We start from the raw sequence: 23,890 nt of genomic DNA, 5'->3' as shown, positions 1-23,890 counted from the left end.
ATAATACGTCTTTTCCTCTTTTCATAAATTGATTACGCCTTGTGACAGAAAAATTACTGAATATCTGTTTGTTTGCCTTGCTTGTTTGGGCGCTTTGGCGGCGAATCAGCCCCTCACTTCGCTCCGAAATTGACCGCTCAATGAGGATTGCTTCAGTTGTTTTACTCTTTGCGGCCGCTATTGCATTGTTTTTGCACATCTATTGAGCTTGCGTTTTTTACCAGGCAAAACTGTGACGCTGTGTTCAAAGAAACTTTTTTGCTATATGCCTGATTGCAGATAAACTTTAAGTGTCGTTGTCAGCGCTTGTTGTTCTGTCCGACTAAGCTCTATTGCCTCTGGAGAACATCATGCTGATCCGCTCATCGACAGAAATATTACCTTCTGAAATTACACCTGAAGGTCTTTGGTTAAACCGCCGTCAAATCATGACGGGAGCTGCGGCACTTGGGCTGGCGGCTGCACTGCCTGCACAAGCGGCTGGTGAATTAGCTTACCGGGCCAGCTCCTTGTCTGCTAAAGACGATAAAAATAGCTTTGAGCAAATCACTCAATACAATAATTTCTATGAATTTGGTACGGGCAAAGATGATCCGGCTAAAACGGCGCATACCTTAAAAACACGGCCATGGAATATTGTGATTGAGGGCGAGTGTGAAAAACCGCGTACTTTTTCAATCGACGAATTATTAAAAATTGCGCCATTGGAAGAGCGGATATATCGCCTGCGTTGTGTGGAAGGCTGGTCGATGGTGATTCCGTGGGTGGGTTTCCCACTTTCTGAGCTGATTAAACGGGTTAATCCCACTTCTAAAGCTAAATACGTTGAGTTTATTTCGCTGGCCGATAAAGAGCAGATGCCCGGTGTTGGCCGCTCGGTGCTTGATTGGCCATATACCGAAGGATTGCGTATGGATGAAGCCATGCACCCTCTGGCGATTATGGCGGTGGGCCTTTATGGCAAGGTCTTGCCCAATCAAAACGGCGCGCCGGTTCGCTTGGTTGTGCCATGGAAATACGGTTTTAAAAGCGCTAAATCCATCGTAAAAATTCGTCTGACCGAAAAACAGCCGCAAACTGCATGGAATAAAGCGGCACCCAACGAGTACGGTTTTTATTCCAATGTAAACCCGGAAGTGGATCACCCCCGCTGGAGCCAGGCCACCGAGCGGCGGATTGGCGATTTCTTTAAACGCAAAACCTTAATGTTTAACGGCTACGGCGATCAGGTGGCGGGAATGTATAAGGGAATGGATTTGAAGAAGCTGTTTTGATGGTTTGATGACAATCTAAGCCCAAGTCTTTATCCACGGAGGAAAAGGAGAGCACAGAGGGCTACGGAGAAAACCGAAATACAACATAACTTCTATTTCTTGTTTTTCTCAGTGATCTCCGTGGTTCAAGATTTGGATTTTATATTTTGAGTTTCATTTCGAAAAATGAAGACATAAAAAAACGGAGCCACTGGCTCCGTTTTTTTATGCTGGCAGTAAGGCCTGCTTCATTTTGCTGAGGGCTTTGGCCTCGATCTGGCGGATGCGCTCGGCAGAAACATTAAACTCTGCTGCCAAATCGTGCAGCGTTAAGGCTGAGCCTTCGTCGGCCAGCCAGCGTGTTTCCACAATCCGGCGGCTGCGCTCATCCAGGCTGGCGAGAGCCATTTGCAGGCCTTCAGTATGCAGCTTATCCGTCGCGCGGCGGGCCAGAGTGGCATCCGGTGCGCTATCGTGATCAGCCAGCCAGTCGATCGGTGCGTAGCCTTCGTCATCGTTGTCGTCGGCAATCAGCGAAATATCCTGGCCGCTCATCCGCGTTTCCATTTCCAGCACTTCTTCGCGTTTTACACCCAGATCGTCAGCGATTTTTTGTGCTTCGGAAGTGGTGAGTGCGGCAAAGCCGGGTTTCATGGAGCGCAGATTAAAAAATAATTTACGCTGGGCTTTGGTTGTGGCAACACGAACCAGACGCCAGTTGCGCAGTACGTATTCGTGGATTTCGGCTTTAATCCAATGCACAGCAAAGGAAAATAAGCGTACGCCACGGCCGGGTTCAAAGCGTTTTACCGCTTTCATCAGGCCGATATTGCCCTCTTGGATTAAGTCTGCCTGAGGCAGGCCGTAACCAGAGTAGCCGCGTGCAATTGACACCACAACTCGCAGATGGGACATAACCAGTTGCTTGGCTGCCTCCAAGTCGTTGTCCTGGTGGTAGCGCTCGGCAAGGCTGTATTCTTCTTCCTGCGAGAGCATGGGGACAGTATTTACACGCTGGATATAGCTCTCGATGCTGTCGCCACCGGACAGTACGGGAAGTGTAAGTGCAGACGCCATGTTTCAATCTCTCCTTGCAAAAACTCTTGCTGATTCTAGCACTTGACTTGGCCGAGTGCTAAAAAAAAGCAAATATTCAGACTTTCGATTCAATCACACTATGGTGCAATGAAGCACGGCAATTTTTCCTATCTGCTCAATAGAGTGAATTAATCATGAATCACTAAATGGGAAAAATGGCGGCCAGGCTGGCTTTGCCGCAGAGGAAGGCGGAAATTGCTTCCCGCCTGTTTTCCTGTTTCGGCCTCAGGTAAATTGCCGTAAATGCCGCCAAACGGCAAGCCACGCGCCGATGAACGTAAGCAGGGTACACAGGCCGCAGACAATGGCAATCGTACTCAGGTCTGGGGATTGCAGGCTGAATTTTTGCCCGTATGCCATTGCCAGATCGCTTACCGCTGGGTTGAGGTGAGACAGCATGCTGCCCACAATACCGCATGCAAGCAGCCCGCCAAGCAGGCCCTGCACCATTGCAAAATAGACGAATGGTCTGCGGATAAAGGCATCGGTCGCACCAATCAGCCTTGCTACTTCGATTTCTTCTTTGCGTGTCAGAATTTGCATGCGGATGGCATTACCTGTGATCAGCGTGAGTGCTGTTGCCAGCAGTACGACAATGACTTCGAATAATGTCTGGCCCAGGGCGAGTAGTCTTTCTAAGCGATGTGCCCAAGCCGAATCAAGCTGGACTTCTTCTACGCCGGGACGGCTGATCATGTCTTTTTGCAAGGCTTCTAAGGTACTGGCCTGGCCGTCTTTACTGCTCAGTACAAAGGCATCGGGAAGCGGATTTTCGCTTAGCCCGGCTAAAAGATTGGCCGCGCCAGAAGAGATTTGCATTTCTTTAAGTGCATCGTCTTTGCTGATAAAACGGCTGCTGGCGATGCGCGGGTCTTTCTTTAATTGCGTTTTAAGCATGGCAATGTCTTCTGCCGTGGCGGTATCGCGCATAAATACAGAGATTTGCGGTTCTACATGAATCTGGCTGGCAACACTGCTTAAGCTGCTGATGATCAGCCACAGGGCTAAAGGCAGAGCGGCCGTGATGCCAATCACCAGTAAATTCAGTGTGCTGGAGAAGGGGTGGCGAAACAAAGCACCTAAGGTGCGCGCCAGGGATTGCAGATGGAGTCTGAACCAGTGTTTCATAGCGCCTCAAGCAGTAAATTGACCATTTTTCAGGCGCAGAATACGACGTCCGTAATCTGCCATCAGGGTTTCATCATGGGCAGAAATCACAATAGTGACGCCAACCTGATGAAAAGACTTAAACAGCTCCAGAATATCGTGAGCGTAATCGCGATCCAGATTGGCGGTTGGCTCGTCTGCCAGCAAGATAGCAGGGCGATGCACCACCGCACGGGCTATACACAGCCGCTGCTGCTCACCACCCGACAGCGAGACGGGATTAAGCTTTTCTTTACCGGCAAGGCCCACCTTATCGAGTGCGGCCAAAACACGGCGGCGGCCTTCTCTGTGATCAAAGCCAATAATATCCAGCGGCAGGCTGACATTATCGATCACGCTGCGATCAAACAGAATTTTATGATCCTGAAAAATCAGCCCCAGATGGCGGCGGATATAAGGCAGCGAGCTGCGATTCATTTTCGCCATATTCTGCCCGTTAACGATCACCGCTCCGCCGCTGGGCTTTTCTATGCCTGCAATCAGCTTGAGCAGCGTCGATTTGCCCGCGCCGGAATGGCCAGCCAAAAAAACCAGCTCGCCACTTGGAATCTCAAAGCTTAAATTCTTAACGGCATCAAAGCCGCCAGGATAACGCTTACTGACTTGCTGAAATTGGATCATAGAAGCCCTGTCTTTGTTTTCCACGAATACGCTTAACCTTAAATCTTGAATACCGAGAACATTGAGTGATGCGGAGAAAGGTATGACAAATATTACTTAGGGTATATAGCGAAATAACTGCCCGGAATACCGCTAGCCGTAGCTTGGGTTAGCGGTCTGCGTGCGGGGTTTACCTCGCTCAGCGATATATCGCGTAACCCAACTTCCTTTTCCGCGAGGCATGTTGGATTACGCTGGTTTGCGCAGCCCAAATCAGCTGCGAAACCAGCTAACCCAACCTGCGGTAGTAGCCTCTTTTTTTAATAATTTACGCTTTCACTAATACTTTGTTTTCGTACTGATTACCGCCAAGTTCGAAGTATGTTACACCATGCTGAACAAAACCCTGGCGGGCATAAAACGCAATTGCACGGTGATTGTTAATATTGGCGCTCAGCCAGTAATGATGTGAGCCAATTATCTCTTCGCAGTAAGCCAGCAATTTGCTGCCCAGTCCCTGACCAGTAAACATTTCCTGAACATACAGCGTTTGCAGCTCAACAGAGCAAGGCGCGGTTTGTTTCTCAGAAGCAAAATCAATTTGTGCAAAAGCCACCAGATGATGATCAATTTCGGCGATCAGTAATTGGTAGCGGGGATCATTAATCAAGGTGGTGAATTTATCTGGTGTAAATTCGCTGAGCACATAAGCAGAAATATCCTGCCGAATGCCTGCTGTGGCATAGGTGTGCAGCCAAACCTGAATCGCCAGCGCCGCCAGGTTTTGCGCATCCGCAGCGGTGGCAGGGCGTAAAACAAGGGAGTGATCCATTAACTTCCTTGGTGAAAAAAAAGATCTGCAACACAGAGCCAGGAAGAGCACACGGAGCACACAGAGAAAATATCTTCTGATCGATACTGTTTGCTTCGGCGGCGGGGTGATGTGGAACAAGCTGTCGTTCCACACCCTAAGAAATAATTTGTTTTTCCCCGGTGTTCCCGCTTTTATATCTGCGTGCCCTTTGTGCCCTAAGATTTATGGTTTTTTAATCAAACAGCGCATCCACATAATCTTTGGCGATAAAGGGGCGTAAATCGTCGATGCTCTCCCCAACGCCCACAAAGCGCAGCGGGATTGGGCGTTGTTTGGCAATCGCGGCGATAATCCCGCCCTTGGCCGTGCCATCGAGCTTGGTGAGAATCAAACCGGTCAGGCCCAGTGCGTCGTCAAATGATTTCACCTGGCTGAGCGCGTTCTGGCCATTATTGGCATCCAGCACCAGCATGATTTCGTGCGGGCCTGTTGGGTCGGCTTTTTGCACCACGCGTTTTACTTTTTTGATTTCTTCCATCAAATGCAGCTGTGTAGGCAGGCGGCCGGCGGTATCCACAATCACTACATCAATGCCGCGTGCTTTAGCAGCGTTGACCGCATCAAAGGCAACAGCCGCAGAGTCGCCACCGTCCTGGGCAATTACTTGCACGCCATTACGCTCGCCCCATACCACCAGCTGCTCACGCGCAGCTGCGCGGAAAGTGTCGCCTGCAGCCAGCAAAACGCTCAGCCCCTGGCCTTGAAAATATTTAGCCAGCTTGCCGATGCTGGTGGTTTTACCCGCACCATTTACACCTGCAACCATCAGGATAAAGGGCTTATGCGTGCTAACATCCAGCGGTTTTTGCAAGGGGCTGATGAGATCGGTGAGGGAGCTTTGTAATGCACCTTTCAGCTCAGAGCCATTTTTAAGCCCGGCAAGGCTTACACGATTTCGTACATCGCTGAGCAAATGTTGTGTTGCATCGATGCCCATATCGGCGGTAAGCAGGACAGACTCCAGCTCTTCGTACAGATCTTCATCAATTTGGCCGCCGCCAAACAGCCCCGCGAGGCTTTTACCCAGGCGATCACGTGTTTTAGCCAGCCCTGCTTTAAGGCGCTCTGCCCATGAAAGCTTGGCTTGTGGCTGTACGGCTTCAATAATGGCTGTAGGAGCAGGAGCAGGAGCAGGAGCAGGAGCAGCTGCCTCTTCGGTTTTCAGCGGCTCAGGGTGTACCGCTGCATTGGTGATTTCAGCTGCGTTAATAACAGGCGCAGCGGCGTGATGAATGGGGGCCGTGTCGGTTTGGACAGGCTCTGCCACCAGAGGTGTTTCTGGGGTGACCGGTGCAACCGGCTTTTTTTTGCGAAAAAAACTGAACATGAGTTTGCGGGTATTCCGAAAGATGGCGGAAAATGCGGGCAGCTTGTCGATAAGTCTGCGTTAAAAAAGTCTGATTGGGCTTTTTTAACAAGGCTGCCGGGCTATTTAATTACAGATTGCTAGGATTTTAACATGGCCGCACAGTTCAAAAACCAGGTTCGTATTATTGGCGGTGACTATAAACGCCGTTTATTGAAGTTTCCTGACGCAGAAGGCCTGCGTCCAACGCCTGACCGGGTGCGTGAAACGTTATTTAACTGGCTGGGCCAGGAGTGCACCAATCTCACCTGCCTCGATCTTTTTTCCGGCAGCGGCGCGCTGGGTTTTGAGGCTGCATCAAGAAATGCCAAGCGTGTAGTGATGGTAGAGCGCGCTAAAAACGTGGCTGCCAGCTTAAAAGATAACCAGGCTTTGCTGGGCGCGGCCAATATTGAAGTGATTTGGGGCGATGCTCTGCGTTTTTTAGACAGTACTGCCGAGCGTTTTGACGTGGTGTTTTTAGACCCGCCTTTTGCATCGGATTTTTTAGCGCAAGTATTACCAAAACTACCACGCATCTTAAATGAAGGTGCCGTTATCTATGCCGAAACAGCCAACTGGCCGGATCGGGATGGTTGGGAAATCGTCAAAGAAGGCCGGGCCGGGCAAGTGAAATACGCCTTGTTGCGTGCGGTGGTGCAACCCCAAACGAGCTAAGCAAAGTCAAAAAGATCTTTTTAGTGCCTTCGGCACGTTGATTTAGGTGAGGGCGTCCCGCTGGACCTTTCTTGCGTCGCCAAGAAACGAAGCCACAACCCCAGAACACGAAAGCCCCTCGTTGCGGACAGTGGCGTTGTGTCAACTCGCTGCGCTCAAGCACGAATTGACGACGACGCCACCCCGCTTGTTCGGAGCGAAGCGTGTTTTTAGTGAAAGGAAAAAGCCCTGTGTCATGAGCGTGGGTATCGCTTTTTTTCGTTGTTTGCTAACGAAAAACCCAATTGCTTAGCACTCGTGTGATGCCGCTCTAAGCTTGGTTTTCTTTTCCCTGCTGCTCGATCAGCAATTGGGTAAAGTCTGAAGCGCTCATGGGTTTGTAGCAGAAATAGCCCTGAATTAAGTGGCAGCCCAGTTTGGACAGGTAATCGGCCTGGGCCTGGGTTTCTACGCCTTCGGCAATGAGTTTTAAACCCAGATTGGTGGCGATATCAACGATAGAGCGCACGATTGCGGCCGAATGTTGATTATCTGGCAGGGCCTGAACAAAGGATTGGTCGATTTTTAAATAATCAATGGGGTAATGTTGCAAATAAGCCAAATTAGAATAGCCCGTGCCAAAGTCATCCAGTGCCAGGCTAAAACCTGTGCTGTGTAATTGATTAAGCAGGCTGGATTGGCCATTTCCCATCAGCAGGCTTTCTGTCAGCTCCAGCTCGACCAATTCTGCAGGTATTTTGTGATAGCTTAAAATCGCGCTTAGCTCGTCAGGCAGCTGAGGTTTAAATTGCAAGGCCGATAAATTAATGGCCAGCCGGTTTAATTTAATGCCTATTTTTTTCCATTCGGCGATCTGACTGATCGCTTCATTCAGCACCCAGCTGCCAATACCCACAATCAGCCCTGTTTCCTCGGCAAAAGGAATAAAGTTTGAAGGCGGAATCATGCCTTTTTGTGGATGACGCCAGCGTATCAGTGCTTCCGCTCCCATTATTTTTTTACTGGGTAAATCAATTTGCGGCTGAAAAAATAATTCGAATTGATTGAGATCCAGTGCGTGGTGCAGCTCGGCTTCCAGCTTGATTCTGTCCAGTGAGCGGCGGTTCATTTCACTGGAATAAAAAAGATAATTCTGATTGCTTTTCTTGGCACGCTGCATGGCTACGGTGGCATTATTAATGAGTGTTTCGGCATGATAGCCATCGTCCGGATAGATGCTGATACCAATATGGCTTAATAAAACAATCTCCTGATTTTTTAAATAAAAAGGTGCTGCCGTCGCTTGCAAAATACGCCTTGCCACCAGGATGGCGTCTTCTCTTTGTTCTATTTCAAAAAGCGCGATATAAAACTCATCACCACTGAAACGGGAAACAACATCTTCTTCACGTAATGCGGTTCTGATTCTTCTGGCCAGCTCTGCAAGCAGTGTATCGGCTTCAGAATGGCCGAAAGAATCATTAATATGTTTAAAGCTATTGATGTTAAAGCAGAGCAGAGAGCCGTGTTTTTTTTTGCGCTTGGCTTCTGCTAAAGATTGCGCGAGCAGGGAAAACAGCATGGCGCGGTTGGGCAGATTTGTGAGCGTGTCGTAATAGGCCAGCTTATGGATTTTTTCTTCGGCAAGGCGCTTTTCGGTGAGATCAGAAAAAACCACAAAATAATGGCTTACCGTGCCGTAATTGGTTTGTACTGCACTGATGGTGAGCCATGCCGGGAAAACTTCGCCATCTGCACGGCTGTCCCATAATTCACCTTCCCAGTGCCCCATTGCTTTAAGGGTGGCTTCAATGCTTTTTGTGCTGTATTTCTTTTTTAAAAAGCTGGGAACGGTACCAATCACCTCCGCATTGCTGCGGCCGGTAATCTTCAAATAAGCGTTATTTACGCTGACAATCAGCTTATTACTATCTGTAATCACAATGGCTTCGCGGGCGTATTCGATGATGCGGGTATAAAGCCGGCTGCGTTCTTCATTGGCAAGCTGGCTGCTGATATCCCGCACATAGCCGATCAGCCTTGTTGGCTGGCCAACTTTATTTCGCACCAAAGTGAGGTGCAGATGGGCCCAAAAATCGCTGCCGTCTTTGCGCCGCCGCTTCACATCCATTTCGGCATGGCCATTGGCGATGACTTCATTAAAGAAGTCTTCTTCTCCTTCGCTTTCTGCATCGGCGTATAAAAGCAGAATATGCTTACCGAGTACTTCGTCTGCGCTATAGCCAAACAGCAAGGCGGCTCCATGGTTCCAGCCAGTGATATAGCCTTCCAGATCCATGGTGATCAGCGACGCTTCAAGCGCCGCATAAATGCCAGAGTCGCTGTCCAGCTCATTATTCATGCATCACCTGACGCCAGTAATTTTCTGACCCAGTGGCAGGCGTTGGTTTCAGATTGCAGCCAGTTGGCAGAGTGGGTATCTGGCAGCAGGCTGGCAAGCAGTGTGTTGTCTGCCGCCTCAATAGCGCCAAGGGCTTTAATGGCATTGCCGATGGGGCCTTCTGCAGCGAGTAAGCCCGCGCTTAGCTCAGGACTGAGCGGCAGCGGATTCAGAATCTCAGCAAGCGGCTGGCCAAACAGGCGGTCCAGTAAAGACAGCATTCCCGCCATAAAAGCGGCATCGGGCTTGATATTGGGCAGTGCATCGCTGCCCGCCCAGCTTTCCAGCCGCTTGGCGCGCAAGGCGGCCAATAGCAGCAGCGGCGGTGTGCCGCTGTCGCTGCCAAATTGCTCTGCATAGAGCAAAAGCTGCAACCAGCGTTGCAGCTGGCGTCTGCCTAAAATAGCAATCGCTTGCCGCAAGCTTTCGGCATGAGCACCCCCACCCACTGCCACAGAATTTACCAGCCTTAATAAGCTAAAAACCAGTTGAGGTGCTTTGGCAATCACCTTTTCAATGGCCGGGGTATCGGCATCGCTGGTGATCAGCCCCAGTAATTCAAGTAATACCGGCTTGCTGGGGTTGGGGCGACCATCGGTTTTTTGTGGCGCAAGCAGCCAGGTGCCAGTTAGCCATACTTTGGGGGGTAATTGGCTGGGCAACGTGGTGATGCCACAAATCAGGCCTGGGTCTTCGCTGGGGGCGGTGAGTAATCTGCGCCCTGTCTGAGGGGAAGGCAGTGGCAGCTCATTATTATTGAGGAGCACCACATAGGGGTGGTGCCCGGGTAAGTCAGGGGGGAGTAAGCCATCGGCGCTTTCCCATAAGCAGGGTAGTTTTGCCAGCGAAGAGTCAGCCAGCATAGGGGCCAGCAAAGCAAGCTGCGCGCCATCAGCATGGACGCGCAGGGCAACCCAGTGATTTTCAGTATTCCAAACAGGTTCGAGTAGCATGATCTGAACGAAGCATGATGACTCTTTACCCTAGCTCTGTCAGAAGCCATGGGCAAGGAGTCATTACTTTGTCAGCCAATTAATGGCTTATTCTCGTGAAACTATGCCGCCTGTGTATAGACTCTGGCTTCTCTTGGTGTAAGGAATACGGTTTCACCTGTCTTCCATTGTCCTTCTTGCTGCCGCTCCCGTGTAAGCTCTACCTCTACAATATCTGCATTGGCCACTTCCACTTCCAGCCTGACTGTTGCCCCCAGCAGGCGCACATGGATTATTTTGCCTTCGATGGCAGATGAATTTTCCAGCCGGGAAAGATCAATTTCATGCGGGCGCACATAAACGGTAGCCGCCGAATTGCTGGCATCCGGTGCGGCAAAGCGCGCGCCGCCCACCTCGGCCCAGCCTTCGTGCACACGGCTGTGGAACAGATTTACATCGCCTAAGAACTGATACACAAAGGGCGTGGCAGGGGTGTCATAAACCTGCTCGGGGGTGCCAATCTGCTCAATTTGGCCTTTATTCATCACCACTACGCGATCGGCTACTTCCAGCGCTTCTTCCTGATCGTGGGTCACAAACACGCTGGTGATATGCATCTCATCGTGCAGGCGGCGTAACCAGCGGCGCAGCTCTTTGCGTACCTTGGTATCCAGCGCGCCAAATGGCTCATCCAGCAGCAATACTTTAGGCTCTACCGCCAGCGCGCGTGCCAGCGCAATCCGTTGTCTTTGCCCGCCAGACAGCTGAGCCGGGAAGCGGTCTGCCAGCCAGTCCAGTTGCACCATATTGAGCAGGGCATGGACTTTTTCTTTGATCACGGCTTCGGAAGGGCGGGTTTTCTTCGGGCGAACACGCAGGCCAAAGGCGACATTTTCAAATACCGTCATATGTCGGAACAGTGCGTAGTGCTGGAATACAAAGCCAACCTGGCGCTCTCTGACATGGGTATCCGTAGCATCTTCACCATGAAATAAAATCTGCCCCTGATCCGGGGTTTCCAAGCCGGCAATCACCCGCAGCAGTGTGGTTTTACCGCAGCCCGAAGGCCCAAGCAGTGCCAATAGCTCGCCCGAGTTCACTTCTAAATTCAGATTATCCAGCGCGGTAAATGCCCCGAAACGCTTGGCGATGTTTTTGACTTCGATACTCATATTGAATGCCTTTTGATATTGCGTAGCAAAACCCACTCTTGAAACACTGAGGGCACGGGGTTTCAATGAGAAATCCTAAGGACTAACTTGACGGTACAGGAAGCTAAGCTTTCCCGACTCCCGACTCCCCGATTTATTCCTCAACCGCATGGCGACGGTCTGTAGCAGCTTGCTGCTCGCTTTTCCATTCCACATAGCTTTTTGCCGCAAGGGTTAACAGCGCCAGCAGAGCCAGGATCGAGGCGCAGGCGAATGCGCCGACAAAGTTGTATTCGTTGTAAAGAATCTCTACATGCAGCGGCACAGTATTGGTCATGCCGCGAATATGGCCCGATACCACCGAGACCGCGCCAAACTCACCCATGGCGCGGGCATTGGCCAGAATCACGCCGTAGAGCAGGCCCCATTTGATATTAGGCAGCGTTACCCGCCAGAACATCTGCCAGCTGGATGCGCCCAGCACGATGGCGGCCTGCTCTTCGTCCGAGCCCTGCGCTTCCATCAGAGGAATCAGCTCGCGCGCGACAAAGGGGAAAGTGACAAAGATCGTGGCCAGCACAATACCCGGCACGGCAAAGATAATTTTGTAATCGTTTTCAATCAGCCAGGGGCCCCACCAGCCTTGTGCTCCAAACATCAGCACATAAATTAGCCCAGCTACAACAGGGGATACCGAAAACGGCAGATCAATCAGCGTGGTTAAAATGCTTTTACCGCGAAAATCAAAGCGGGCAATTGACCATGCGGCCGCAATACCAAAAATCAGATTGGCCGGCAGAGAAATCGCCGCCACGATCAGCGTGAGCTTAATGGCCTGTACCGCATCAGGCTCTACAAGTGCCGCCAGATAAAGCTGCCAGCCCTGGCGAAACGCTTCGATAAAAACCGAAGCCAGCGGAATCACCAGAAAAACGCCAATAAACAGCAGGGCAAGAGCCGTGAGCAGATAGCGCACGGCGCGGCTTTCGGTGGTGACAATGGAGCGTTGAATTGTTGAAGCCATTATTTGCGTCTCCCCAGTCGTTTGGCTGCCCACCACTGCAGGCCGTTAATTAATAAGAGCAGGGCAAAAGACACCACCAGCATCACCACGGCAATCGCGGTTGCACCCAGATAATCGTATTGTTCCAGCTTGGAAATAATCATCAGCGGGGTGATTTCCGAAACATAAGGCATATTGCCAGCGATAAAAATCACCGAGCCATACTCGCCAATTGCCCTGGCAAAGGCCAGCGCAAAGCCGGTTAACAAGGCTGGCAGGATGGTAGGAAAGATCACTTTGTAAAAAATCTGCCAGCGTGTGGCTCCCAGGCTGCAGGCGGCTTCTTCCAGCTCGTGTTCCAAGTCTTGCAGCACCGGCTGCACGGTGCGCACCACAAATGGCAGGGTGACAAAGGTCAGCGCAATCACGATGCCGATGGGGGTGAAGGCAATCTTGAAACCCAATGGCTCCAGATATTGGCCTATCCAGCCGTTAGGCGCGTAAATGGTGGCCAGCGCAATCCCGGCCACGGCGGTTGGCAGGGCAAAAGGCAGATCGACCATGGCATCAATAAAGCGTTTGCCATAAAAATGATAGCGCACCAGCACCCAGGCAACGAGCAGGCCGGTAAGCAGATTAATCAGTGCTGCCAGCAGGGATGCGCCAAAAGTCAGTTTATAAGAAGCCACTACGCGTGGCTCACTGATAATCTGCCAAAAGTGCTCCCAACTGAGCGCACTGGTTTTGATGAGCAGCGCCGAGAGCGGCAGCAGAACGATGATCGATAAATAAAATAGTGTGTAGCCAAGGCTTAAATTAAAACCGGGCAGCACGCTTGGCTGTTTGAAGCGCATGGTGAATCCGATGGGGTTGGCTAGGAGCGGGAGAAAACTTCTGCAGACACAGAGAGCGGTAAGAACTCAGAGCACACAGAGAAAACCCAAGGTAAAAAATTGATTCAACCGTCATCCCCGAATGTTTTTATCGGGGATCCAGAGGTTATGCCGGATTCCCGTCTGAGCGGGAATGACGAAGCTGAATGGATCAGCGTTTCCTTAGAAAATGTTTTCTCTGTGTTCTTTGTGTGCTCGTCTAGCTCTGTGTCTGCAGATCTTTTTGAAAAATGACTTAGCGCTTAGCAATGCCTGCTGCGATCTGGTCGTAAATTGCGCCGTCTTCAAAGTGAGTTTTCTGGGCTTTTTGCCAGCCGCCGAATTCTTCGATGGCGAATAATTTAATGGCCGGGAGTTGCTTGGCATATTTGGCGGCGATGGCTTTGTCTCTTGGGCGCAGGTAATTTTGCGCGGCAATTTCCTGGCCAACCGGGCTCCACAGGTATTTCAGATATTCCTCTGCCTGTTTGCGGGTGCCTTTTTTATCCACCACTTTATCGACGATGGCCACTGGGGGCTCGGCTTCGATGGATACGCTGGGGTAAACCACTTCAAAATTGCCACGGCCAAACTCTTTGGCAATCATTTCGGCTTCGTTTTCAAAGGTCACCAGCACATCGCCAATCTGGCGCTGCATAAAGGTGGTGGTGGCAGCGCGGCCACCGGCATCCAGTACAGGAATGTTTTTAAATACGCTGGCTACAAATTCACGCGCTTTTGCATCGTTTCCACCCGGCAGTTTAGCGGCATAGCCCCATGCGGCCAGATAGGTGTAGCGGCCATTGCCCGAGGTTTTAGGATTAGGCACGATCACGCCAACGCCGGGTTTGGTCAGATCATTCCAGTCTTTAATGCCCTTAGGGTTGCCCTTGCGAACGATCAGCACTTGTAAGCTGGTAAAAGGTGCGGCGTCATCAGGCAGGCGCTTGACCCAGTCGGCGGGTAATAGCTTGGCTTTATCCGCGATAGCATCGATATCATTATGCTGATTCATCGTCACCACATCCGCTTGCAGGCCGTCGATCACTGAGCGGGCTTGTTTGCTGGAGCCGCCGTGTGACATTTGCAGAGTGATGTCTTCGCCTGATTTTGCTTTCCAGTATTTAGCGAAGGCCGGGTTGTAATCTTTGTAAAAATCCCGCATCACGTCATAAGACACATTGAGGAGTGTGCTGTCGGCAAAGGCGGGCAGGGTGGTGCTGAGGGCAATGGCGGCGAGCAGAGACTTAAGACGCATGACTATTTCCAGGCTGTGTGTCAGATAGCGTCGATTTTTACCGGTTTTGTTAAGTTTCACAAAGACTATTGAGTGTTATTTAAATAACTAAACTGTGTAAATATCTGGGCTCTGCCAGAAAATATCCTTGAAAGAAATCAGCACCGCTTTCTTGCGCGATGGCCAGTTGCCCGGCGCTTTCTATGCCCTCGATTACAACCTGACTATCCAGCCCATGCAGCATTTCAACCAGCTGGCCAAGCAATCGCTGCGCCTTGCTATTGTTATCTGTGGCGTGAATTAATACTTTGTCCAGTTTTACAATATCTGGCGATAAAGACAGCAGGCGGCAGAGATTGGCATTTTTCTGGCCGTAATCATCAATCGCAATCCGGTAGCCACGCTGGCGGTAATTTTGTACTGCGTGGGTCAGATCGGATTCTTGCGCGTCAGGAATGGCTGATTCAAGTATTTCCAGTACCACATCGGCAGGCTTTAAGCCCTGATCCTGCAAAATGCGCTCAAATGCTTCGCCGTGCTGTTTTTCAACGGCAATCAGCAGCTCGGGGTGAACATTCAGAAATAACGTTTTGCTTTTTTGCGGCCCTGCCAGGTGGTTCATTAAATGCAGGCTGCGGCACAGGCGATCAAAGGCGACTAAGCATTCGCCACGGGCGGCGCTTTTAAATACATCGGCAGGCGAAATGGCTTTGCGGCGAATGCTGGCGCGCAGCAAGCCTTCTTCGCCGATGATGGTTTCAGCGTCTGCTGAAAAAATAGGCTGAAATACGCTGGTAAGCTCCAGCCCCAGCGCCTTCACCACGATGCCGCGTTCCTGAGTGCAGGCAAACTGGGCACTTGGCCAATCGGCGAGGGTATCTTCCGGCACATGCAAAGTGCCGCTGGCATGATGGACTGGGACTGGCATGGTGTGCTCTTTTCTAGTGGGGCTTATGCATATCAATGTGAGGCGTGTTATGGAAATGACCGTGCGCTTGCAAGTTTTGAATCATCTTAGAGCGGGTGAAACCCTGTGTGTGCTAAGCAAACCTAAAAGCAATGTTAGTGCCTTCGGCGCATTAATTTAGGTGCGGGCGTCCCGCTGGACCTTCCTTTCATGTGTGGCCAAGAAAGGAAGCGAAAGAAGGCCACCCCACGAAACACGAAGGCCTCAGCGCTGCGGACAGCGGCGTTGTGTCGACTCGCTTCGCTCAAACACGAATTGACGACACTACCCCACCCCGCTTGTTCCTCGCTCCGGCGTGTTTCAAGGGGGTATAAAAAGCCCTATGCAGAGAACGCGGTTACTGCGCTTTTCGCAATTTGCTAATAAAAAACAATTTGCTAAGCGGGTATGGAGTTTCACCCGCCCGACAAAAGATGCACCACTCTGGCGTGCTTGTACTTACTTACCCGGCTGATAAATCTGGTCAAACGTACCGCCGTCGCTAAAATGGGTTTTTTGCGCTTTGGTCCAGCCGCCAAATACATCGTCAATATCAAATTGCGTTACTTTCGGGAACTGATGGGCGTATTTGGCTGCGGTTGCCGGGTCGATAGGACGGTAGTAGTTTTGTGCGATGATTTCCTGCCCCTCTTTGGAGTAGAGGTATTTCAGATATTCCTCGGCCACTTTGCGCGTGCCTTTTTTATCCACCACTTTATCTACTACGGCCACAGGTGGTTCGGCTTTGATTGAGTAGCTTGGGGCTACGATTTCAAATTTATCTTTGCCCACTTCTTTTACAACGAGTTCGGCTTCGTTTTCCCATGCAATCAGCACATCGCCAATACCGCGCTGGGTAAAGGTGGTGGTGGAGCCGCGTGCGCCGGTATCCAGTACCGGAACGTTTTTGAATAATTTTTGCACGTAGTCGCGGGCTTTATCGTCCGAGCCGTAGGTTTTCTTGGCCCAGCCCCATGCGGCCAGGTAATTCCAGCGAGCGCCGCCACTGGTTTTAGGGTTAGGTGTGATGACTTTTACATCGGCTTTGATCAGATCTGCCCAGTCTTTAATGCCCTTTGGGTTGCCTTTTTTCACCAGAAACACAATGGTTGAAGTGTAAGGCGAGGCATTGTCTGGTAATTTTTTCTGCCAGTTGGGCGCAAGTAATTGTCCTTGGCTGTTGAGCTCATCAATATCGTAAGCCAGGGCCAAAGTTACAACATCGGCTTGTAAACCATCGATCACAGAGCGGGCCTGCTTGCCCGAGCCTCCGTGTGATTGACGTACAGTGACGTCATCGCCAGTTTTTTTCTTCCAGTAGCTGGCAAAGGCCTTGTTGTAATCCTGATAAAGCTCTCGGGTCGGATCGTAGGAAACATTAAGGATTTCAACTGAAGCTGCGAAAACGCTGCTGGCAGCAAGGCTAAGAATTAAGCTGGCGATGATTTTCATGGTTGAGCCCCTGTAGTAGTTGAGGCTCAGTCTAATGGTGGACTTTATATATTTAAAAAGAATTATTTGTTGTTTTTATATTCCATTTTTATGTTGTCAGCTTTGAGCTGTCACAACATTTACAAAGTTTTCATTATTTAAATAACGGGGTTCGCTTAAAAAATAGCCTTGCAGCATATCGGCTCCGCTATCTTGTGCAAGTGCCAGTTGCTCTGCATTATTAATCCCTTCGATAACAACCTGGCTGCCCATACCGTGCAAGCGTTCCACAAACTGGCATAGCAATTGTTGTGCTTTGGGAGCGGCTTCTTTACTGACGGTATCCATCACCACGCGATCAAGTTTTACAATTTCCGGGCTGAGTGTCAGCAGGCGGTTTAAATTACTGTTTAAAAAGCCATAGTCATCGATCGCAATTTTATAACCGCGCGCACGATAGTTTTTAATCGCATGCGCCAGCTGGGTGGTTTGCCCTGGCGGAATCGTTGATTCAAATACCTCCAGCACAATATCGGCGGGGCTTAAGCCCTGATCTTGCAGAATGCGCTCAAACGCCTCGATATGCGGTGTGCCGGAAGACATCAGCAGCTCCGGGTAAACATTTAAAAACAGCGTGCGCTGTGTATTGCTGCCTGCCAGGTGGTTCATTAAGTGCAGGCTGCGGCAGAGCCGGTCAAATTCAACCAGGCAATCGCCTCCCTGTGCGCTTTTAAATACATCTGCGGCAGACAGTGCTTTACGGCGAATACTGGCCCGTAATAATGCCTCTTCACCAATAATTTGCCGGGTGTGGGCATCAAACACAGCCAGAAAAGCGCTGGTCAGCTCCAGACCCAAGGCTTTAACAACGATCCCCCGGTCTTTTGTGCTGGCAAATTGTGCCATTGGCCAGTCATTTAATGTGCCTTGAGGAACATTGATTACGCCATCACGGTGTTTTAATGCAACTAAAGGAGGCATATGAATTCTCCATTAATAAAATAGCCAAGGGGGGGGCGTGGTATTTTATGAATAATTTACTTCTTGAATATGAAGGCGGTAAAAATTAATACCGCTTTTGCTGCCTTGCTTACAATTTTTAAAAAAAATAGTTATTTCAGTTTTTTTAAAAGTACAACGTCATCTTTTCAATTGAAATGTGCTTTATATTAAGCAAAACGTAACCTTGCTAAATGTTTTATGTCTTGTTTGTCAGTAAGCAATTAAATCGCGGCAGAAGGATCGGCGTCTCTGCGTTTTGAGGAGGGAAGGAGGATTAAGTTCCGTGCGGTTTGTACTTTTATTTACCATTTATAAATAAAAGATTCTTACAAAATCAGCTTGAAAAATAAAAACTTACAGCCGGACCATTTCATGGTTGAAAATAAAATAAAAAAAGGCGGCTCCTGCTGGAGCCGCCTTTTTTATGGTCAGACATAACTATCGTGCAGCTTGTGCAGCAAGGCCTGCCTGAGGGGTAAATGATGCAGCAGCAGCTTGTTTTTTTAACATCCGGCGCTGATACAAATTATTCAGGAGTAAGGCAACTGCAGTGATGCATGCTCCAGCCACTTGCATCGAATCAGGAATCACACCGCTGATGGTAGAGATCGTAAATGCGGTGATAGGCACAACATCCATAAACAGTACGCCGTTTACCGGGGTAATAATCTTGTTGCCGATATTCCAGCACAGCACGCCTACAAAACCAGCAATTAAAGCCATATAGATCAGATGAGGAGCGACTTTAAAAGTTGCGGCAAGGGTTGGAGCTGGAATCATACCCAGCGACATCAGAACAATATCCACAGCAAAAACAGTAGTCAGGCCAAGAATGGTTGTGATTGCGGTGTAACGATATGGGCTCCATTTTGGAAAATAAGAAGCGCCAACAGTGTAAAAGACCCAGCATAAAGCACCCAAGATCAAAGGCACATTGGCTTTATAGCTGGATGGTGCGGCTAATACCGAATGAATATCACCCTTGGTAATGACCAGCAGTACGCCAATAAATGACATCAGAATAAAACCGAATGAAAACAAGGGCGGGCGAACTTTACGCAAGCCCCAGATTACAAATAAGCCAAGCATGGGCATGGTCGCCATCATAATCGACGCGGTAAGTGCACCGCCTTCACCCGCCAGCTGCTGCCCCAGAAAGACTAAAAATCCAAAACCTGCAAAACCGGCTGAGCCAAATAACCAGGCTAAGCCCCAGCGCTCTCCCTTTAAAGATAATGATTGTTTCCCTTCACGAAAAACAAGCAAGGCAATAAAGGCAATTGCGGCAATTGAATAACGTAATGCCGTAAAGGTAAATGGATCCATATATTTTAAAGCATCGTTCATTACCGGGAACATGGCCCCCCACGAAAGGGTTGCACCCAGGCAGCACATAATTCCTGTTGCGTATTTATTCTTTTGCATGATTTAACTCCAATTAGTTTGTTTTGTGTTTCACCAGAGGACGGATGAACTTTAATTAAATAACTGGTTTAAATCTATTCACATTTTATGAGGGCAGCCATCACCTGTGCTGATAGCTGCTTACATTTGAGTCTGTTTTTGGTTTGTCTTTATAAAACAATGACTTGCTTGTTTTTCGTCATGATTTTTTTCTCTGTATTAATGATTAGTAGGGCAGATCATTGATTACTGCCCCATCAGTTAAGCTGATAGATGCCCTCAAAACATACGAATAGTCCTTTAATTCACTTAGGCATAAAGTACACACATCGGCGCCAGGCGCTGAACCAATTAACACCTTAATATTTATTGCTTTCTTGTTAAATAATTAGTAACTATTTTCTTACAATAATTTATTAACTGGGGATTTTTAAAATGTTTGCTGATAAATACAAAACACCGATTGCTGATGCTTTGCTCGCTTTAAGAGAAAAAACTAAGCACTCATTTCATGCGCTGCCTGTTTTTAATGGTAATTCGATTGTTAATAGTGAATTAAACGAAAAATATAAATCTATTTATGGCGATCGCTTCCTTGGATGTGAGCTGACAACAACAGGAAAACTGTTCGATAGCTTTTTCTTCTCCAGCTCTGTGATCAGAGAATCAGAAGATATGGCCGCCCGCTTATTTGGTGCGGATGGCACGCTGTATGTCACAACGGGTACAACCACAAGCAATCAAATTGCCGCCACGGCTTTATATCAGCATCAGGGGCCTGTGCTGATTGATAAGAGCTGCCATCAGTCTATTCACTTTATTTTTGATACGCTGGGCGCGCCTCTTGATTACATCAGATCAGAGTTTCATTGCGAAAAAAGTGAGCGCAGCGCCTGGAATATCGATTCACTCTTGCAAACAGTTGCAAATATGGAGCAATCAGGCCGCAGCTATGAAGTGATTGTATTAACCGCTCAGTCCTACGAGGGCGTTATTTACAATGTGCCAAAAATTCTGAGTTTATTGCTCAAATCCGGTATTCGTACCCGCAAGTTCCTGATTGATGAGGCATGGGGTGCTGCTAATTATTTTAATCCTGAGTTAAAAGAAATTACGGCCATGAATATCAGCGATTTAATGAATGAATATCCTGATCTGGAAGTGATTTGCACCCAGTCATCACATAAATCGCTGAGCACCTTGCGCCAGGCTTCGATGATTCATTTCCGGGGGCCGGAAGCATTGCGAGAGCGATTAAATATTGCCAAATTCCGCATTCACAGCACCTCGCCCAGCTACCCAATTTTAGCCTCGCTTGATATGGCACGGGCACAGATGGAAGGGGAAGGTGAGCAATGTGTGGCCAATGCCCTGCAATTAGCTGAGTACTTTAAAGAGCAGCTGAAAAATAATATTGAATGGTCTTGCTACCATTTGTGCGCCATGCCGGATATGGGCGATATGAATGCGTTTGTCCAGCAAGATCCTTGCAAAGTATCCATTGATATTAATGGCCTTGGCATGCCTGCTGCAGAGGTTCAGGCCTATTTGTTTAATGAACATGGTGTTTATGTAAACAGAATTACCAAGAATTCAATTTTACTTAACTTTCACATCGGTATTCAGCCGGCTGCTGTTTCTGCCATTCTGGCCGGGCTGGCTGCTTTACAGCGTAAGCAGGTTTCTCAATCCGTGCAGAAAATAATATCCGACCGTTTCATTATTCCATATCCACCAGGCGTGCCATTAGTTGTTCCAGGCGAGCAAATTACAGATGAAATATTTAAAAAGATGGAAGAAATAAAAAAAACAGGCATTGCCATTCTGACTATTTAAAAACTGACTTCATATTGCTAAAGGAATAATCATGTTAACGCTTAATAAAATTAATGAAATTGCAGAACAGCAGGGCGATCAGGTATCGATTGTGCATTATGATGAGCAGCTTACCTGGAACCAGCTAAAGAGCCAGACAGAGCGCCGGGTTGCCTATTTAATTAACCGCTATGGCGGGAGTATGCCAAAGCAGGCATGCTATATATGTAATAACCGGATTGATTTATTTCCATGGTTAGCCGCATTTGCAACATTATCTGTTCCTGTAGTGGGGATTGATTACACATTGCCATTAACAACCATCCAGGAAATGGCCAGAAAAATTGGTGTTGATATTATATTGCTGTCATCCGTTCAGTTAAATTTGCATGGTGAAATGCCCGTAATGGGGGAAAGCCATGAAATGGGCAGTGTATTATTTGATTTAGATTCACCAAGTATGGCTATGCTTGATTCTATTGGTGAAAATCAGCACCAATTGGGTTGTGTGATTCCTCCTTCTGACCGGGCTTTTCGGGCGATTGGTTTTACCTCGGGTACATCCGGGCTTCCTAAAGCGGTATTACGCAGCAAGTCTTTTGATCAGCGGCGTTTTCAATATTTCTCAGAGCGTTATGGCTTTAACCGCAGTGATCGTTTTATGGTTAGCATGCCGATGTACCATGCGGCCGGAAATGGCTGGGCCCGATTGTTTATGTCATTAGGGGCTACGCTCTATTTAGTGGACAGCAGCGATACTGAAATGATGGCTTTATATCTGGATCGCTACAATATTACGGCAACCGTATTTAGCCCTGTTTTGTTAGCAAGTGTAATCAACTGCAGACAACAAAATCAGCGGGCTAAACCTGAGGCGCTTAAATGGGTTTTGGTAGGCGGGCGTAATTTTACTGAGGTAGAGAAAAAACGGGCACTCGATCATTTAGGCCCTGTCATTTATGAGTATTATGGCACAACTGAATCAGGGGTTAATGCAATTGCGGAGCCTGAAGATCTGTTAAGACATCCTCAAAGCGTTGGCCGTGCATATGATGGTAATCATATCGTTATTCTTTCAAATAATGGTGATGTATTGCCTGCGGGGCAAACAGGCACAGTGGCTATTGCCAGTTATATGACCATGGATGATTATGTTGAGGGCGGCGGGCAATTTATTATTTTAAATGACGGCCTCCGGTATTTTATCAGCCCTGATCAGGGATATCTGGATGATTTTGGCCGCTTGTTTTTATTAAACCGCTCGGGGGGAAACCGGCAGGTGGCGCATTTATATCAATTAGAAAATGCTATCCGGGAATTGCCCTGCATTGATGATGTAGCCATGATGATGGTTGATGATTCATCCGGCGATAAAGTGCAATGTATTTACAGCCTGAAAAATAAAAGCAGCAATTCGCAGCGTTTACTTGAGAAAATTAAACAAGTGGCTAATGATGCTTCTGTTTTGCTCGGGCCATGCAAACAGATTCCGCATATTCCCTATACGCCCAGCGGAAAAGTGAGGGTGAGTGATTTGCAGAAATTAATTGCAAACAGCTAAGCCTGATTCATCAATATTATCAGTAACCCCTGTAACCCCCATGCTGGCATTTTCGCCAGACTTGGGGGTTTTTTTATGATGCTTTTAAGCTAAGCGTTGAATCAGCATGCTGTTCTGCTAATTGCCAAACTGTTTGTACGCTCTGGCTCAGTGCCTGGACAATGGGGGATTGGGCTTCGGAGCGCAGATAAATAAAATGCAACTGGCTGGTTTCGGTGCCCTGAGGCCAGATGACCAACTCTTGCTTGGCTTCTGCATCAAGCGCCACATCTTCCCGCATCAGTGCCAGGCCTATTCCTGAGGCCACTAATTTACGCAGGGTTGTTTCCTGATCCACGGCAACTACGCTGCTGGGAGATAAACCATGCCTTGCAAACATATTGGCGGTAATTTGGTGGAATGAGCATTTTTTTGGCATGGAAATCCATGGCAGCCTGGCAATGTCTTCCCATTTTGCGCCGCTTATTTTATCCAGCCAGTTAAAGGGAGCGACGATACGTAAGGTAATAGGGCGTACCGGAATAGAGGCAATACGGGCATCATCAATATGGCCAATCACATAGCCGCCATGCAATTTACCTTCTAACAGCTGATCAATGACCGTGCCGGAAATACTTTGTGAAAGGCGGAGTGATAAGCCCGGGTGCAGATCCATCAGTGATGAGAGCAGCTCACTTAAACGCAGCATTACAGGCTCAGAAATGGTGCCTATATTGCATTCGCCGCTTAAACCATCACGAAAAGAAAGTGCGCGGGAAAAGACATGTTTTGCAGCATCAAGTGCACGCATGGCGTCTTGTTTTAAAACATTCCCCGCCATGGTCAGCGTCATGCCACGCGCGGTTCTCTGAAAAAGGGTAACGCCCAGTTCGGCTTCTAATGCTTTGATCTGAGCACTCACGGCTGGCTGACTTAAAAACAAAACTTCAGAGGCACGTGTAAGGCTTGCTTCTTCAGCAACGGTAACAAATGTTTTTAACTGGGTAAGGTCCATGAATATTGGGCTAACGTCCATAAGCAAGAGAAAATATACAACGCAGTGCGTTGCGCCAGTAAGCCATTGCAGTTCAAGACTATTACATAAGATAGCGTGATGATCTATTTGAATAGAACGGATTGGTTTTGCTCATATTTTCTGCTG

At 48.7% G+C, this 23,890-nt stretch carries 21 protein-coding genes; 5 read left to right on the top strand and 16 right to left on the bottom strand.

The genetic code is table 11. From position 1 onward, the window contains the following. Nucleotides 1–41: 41 nt before the first annotated feature. Entirely contained in the window at nucleotides 42–206 is a 165-nt protein-coding gene (locus tag HA050_RS22675; protein ID WP_439898222.1) for a protein MIGRI, read from the top strand. Nucleotides 207–350: 144 nt separating this feature from the next. After that, nucleotides 351–1,274: a protein-methionine-sulfoxide reductase catalytic subunit MsrP gene (msrP, locus tag HA050_RS17635; RefSeq protein WP_166829081.1), complete on the top strand. Its 924-nt coding sequence runs from the start codon at nucleotides 351–353 to the stop codon at nucleotides 1,272–1,274. A 204-nt stretch (nucleotides 1,275–1,478) separates the two neighbouring features. Here msrP and rpoH read toward each other — a convergent pair whose 3' ends face one another. The 5 genes from rpoH to ftsY form a co-directional block, all read right to left on the bottom strand. Beyond that, the gene (gene rpoH / locus HA050_RS17630) at nucleotides 1,479–2,330 is read right to left on the bottom strand and encodes an RNA polymerase sigma factor RpoH (RefSeq protein ID WP_099397509.1); all 852 of its coding nucleotides are present in this window, start codon (nucleotides 2,328–2,330) and stop codon (nucleotides 1,479–1,481) included. A 246-nt stretch (nucleotides 2,331–2,576) separates the two neighbouring features. Continuing rightward, a complete protein-coding gene (gene ftsX, locus HA050_RS17625) occupies nucleotides 2,577–3,479 on the bottom strand; it encodes a permease-like cell division protein FtsX (protein ID WP_166829078.1) in 903 nt (300 codons plus the stop codon). Between the two features lie 6 nt (nucleotides 3,480–3,485). Beyond that, entirely contained in the window at nucleotides 3,486–4,139 is a 654-nt protein-coding gene (gene ftsE, locus HA050_RS17620) for a cell division ATP-binding protein FtsE (protein WP_099397507.1), read from the bottom strand. A 307-nt stretch (nucleotides 4,140–4,446) separates the two neighbouring features. Then, nucleotides 4,447–4,950 carry a GNAT family N-acetyltransferase gene (locus HA050_RS17615; RefSeq protein ID WP_166829075.1) on the bottom strand — a complete coding sequence of 168 codons (504 nt, stop codon included), beginning with the start codon at nucleotides 4,948–4,950 and terminating at the stop codon, nucleotides 4,447–4,449. Nucleotides 4,951–5,164: 214 nt separating this feature from the next. Further along, a complete protein-coding gene (gene ftsY / locus HA050_RS17610) occupies nucleotides 5,165–6,319 on the bottom strand; it encodes a signal recognition particle-docking protein FtsY (protein ID WP_166829072.1) in 1,155 nt (384 codons plus the stop codon). A gap of 132 nt (nucleotides 6,320–6,451) precedes the next feature. Here ftsY and rsmD point away from each other — a divergent pair, with 132 nt between their 5' ends. Continuing rightward, nucleotides 6,452–7,015 (top strand): 16S rRNA (guanine(966)-N(2))-methyltransferase RsmD, encoded by a 564-nt coding sequence (gene rsmD, locus HA050_RS17605; protein ID WP_166829070.1) that lies wholly within the window; start codon nucleotides 6,452–6,454, stop codon nucleotides 7,013–7,015. Nucleotides 7,016–7,325: 310 nt separating this feature from the next. On the opposite strand, the gene HA050_RS17600 is transcribed toward rsmD, so the two are convergent. The 10 genes from HA050_RS17600 to HA050_RS17555 all read right to left on the bottom strand — a co-directional run bounded on the left by HA050_RS17600 (nucleotide 7,326) and on the right by HA050_RS17555 (nucleotide 19,394). Beyond that, nucleotides 7,326–9,356, bottom strand: coding sequence for a putative bifunctional diguanylate cyclase/phosphodiesterase (locus HA050_RS17600; RefSeq protein ID WP_166829068.1), 2,031 nt, complete (start codon nucleotides 9,354–9,356; stop codon nucleotides 7,326–7,328). Further along, entirely contained in the window at nucleotides 9,353–10,348 is a 996-nt protein-coding gene (locus HA050_RS17595) for an HDOD domain-containing protein (RefSeq protein ID WP_166829065.1), read from the bottom strand. The genes HA050_RS17600 and HA050_RS17595 overlap by 4 nt, the downstream gene beginning before the upstream one ends. Before the next feature lie 101 nt (nucleotides 10,349–10,449). Continuing rightward, on the bottom strand, nucleotides 10,450–11,499 hold the full coding sequence (locus HA050_RS17590) for a sulfate/molybdate ABC transporter ATP-binding protein (RefSeq protein ID WP_166829062.1): 1,050 nt from the start codon (nucleotides 11,497–11,499) through the stop codon (nucleotides 10,450–10,452). A 133-nt stretch (nucleotides 11,500–11,632) separates the two neighbouring features. Then, nucleotides 11,633–12,502, bottom strand: a complete 870-nt coding sequence (cysW, locus tag HA050_RS17585; RefSeq protein WP_166829059.1) for a sulfate ABC transporter permease subunit CysW — start codon at nucleotides 12,500–12,502, stop codon at nucleotides 11,633–11,635. Beyond that, nucleotides 12,502–13,335: a sulfate ABC transporter permease subunit CysT gene (gene cysT / locus HA050_RS17580; RefSeq protein ID WP_166829056.1), complete on the bottom strand. Its 834-nt coding sequence runs from the start codon at nucleotides 13,333–13,335 to the stop codon at nucleotides 12,502–12,504. Before cysT ends, cysW begins: the two co-directional genes overlap by 1 nt. A 274-nt stretch (nucleotides 13,336–13,609) precedes the next feature. Next, nucleotides 13,610–14,611: a sulfate ABC transporter substrate-binding protein gene (locus tag HA050_RS17575; protein ID WP_166829053.1), complete on the bottom strand. Its 1,002-nt coding sequence runs from the start codon at nucleotides 14,609–14,611 to the stop codon at nucleotides 13,610–13,612. A gap of 79 nt (nucleotides 14,612–14,690) precedes the next feature. Beyond that, the gene (locus HA050_RS17570) at nucleotides 14,691–15,518 is read right to left on the bottom strand and encodes an EAL domain-containing protein (RefSeq protein ID WP_166829050.1); all 828 of its coding nucleotides are present in this window, start codon (nucleotides 15,516–15,518) and stop codon (nucleotides 14,691–14,693) included. Between the two features lie 477 nt (nucleotides 15,519–15,995). Next, complete coding sequence (locus HA050_RS17565) at nucleotides 15,996–16,988, bottom strand: sulfate ABC transporter substrate-binding protein (RefSeq protein WP_166829047.1); 993 nt, start codon at nucleotides 16,986–16,988, stop codon at nucleotides 15,996–15,998. Nucleotides 16,989–17,084: 96 nt separating this feature from the next. Further along, entirely contained in the window at nucleotides 17,085–17,948 is an 864-nt protein-coding gene (locus HA050_RS17560) for an EAL domain-containing protein (protein WP_166829044.1), read from the bottom strand. Between the two features lie 459 nt (nucleotides 17,949–18,407). Beyond that, nucleotides 18,408–19,394: a DMT family transporter gene (locus HA050_RS17555; RefSeq protein WP_166829041.1), complete on the bottom strand. Its 987-nt coding sequence runs from the start codon at nucleotides 19,392–19,394 to the stop codon at nucleotides 18,408–18,410. 414 nt (nucleotides 19,395–19,808) lie between these two features. On the opposite strand from HA050_RS17555, the gene HA050_RS17550 reads away from it, so the two are divergent. Together HA050_RS17550 and HA050_RS17545 are read left to right on the top strand one after the other, a co-directional pair. Then, nucleotides 19,809–21,209: an aminotransferase class I/II-fold pyridoxal phosphate-dependent enzyme gene (locus tag HA050_RS17550; RefSeq protein WP_166829038.1), complete on the top strand. Its 1,401-nt coding sequence runs from the start codon at nucleotides 19,809–19,811 to the stop codon at nucleotides 21,207–21,209. Between the two features lie 31 nt (nucleotides 21,210–21,240). After that, on the top strand, nucleotides 21,241–22,749 hold the full coding sequence (locus HA050_RS17545) for a class I adenylate-forming enzyme family protein (protein ID WP_166829035.1): 1,509 nt from the start codon (nucleotides 21,241–21,243) through the stop codon (nucleotides 22,747–22,749). Between the two features lie 73 nt (nucleotides 22,750–22,822). Here the strand turns inward: HA050_RS17545 and HA050_RS17540 are convergent, their stop codons facing one another. After that, nucleotides 22,823–23,743, bottom strand: coding sequence for a LysR family transcriptional regulator (locus HA050_RS17540; RefSeq protein WP_165928757.1), 921 nt, complete (start codon nucleotides 23,741–23,743; stop codon nucleotides 22,823–22,825). Nucleotides 23,744–23,890: the final 147 nt, after the last annotated feature.

Source organism: Iodobacter violaceini, assembly GCF_011601265.1.
Classification (GTDB): Bacteria; Pseudomonadota; Gammaproteobacteria; order Burkholderiales; family Chitinibacteraceae; genus Iodobacter; species Iodobacter violaceini.
The sequence above is the reverse complement of the archived record's forward strand: the minus strand, read 5'-3'. Positions and strand labels throughout refer to the sequence as shown.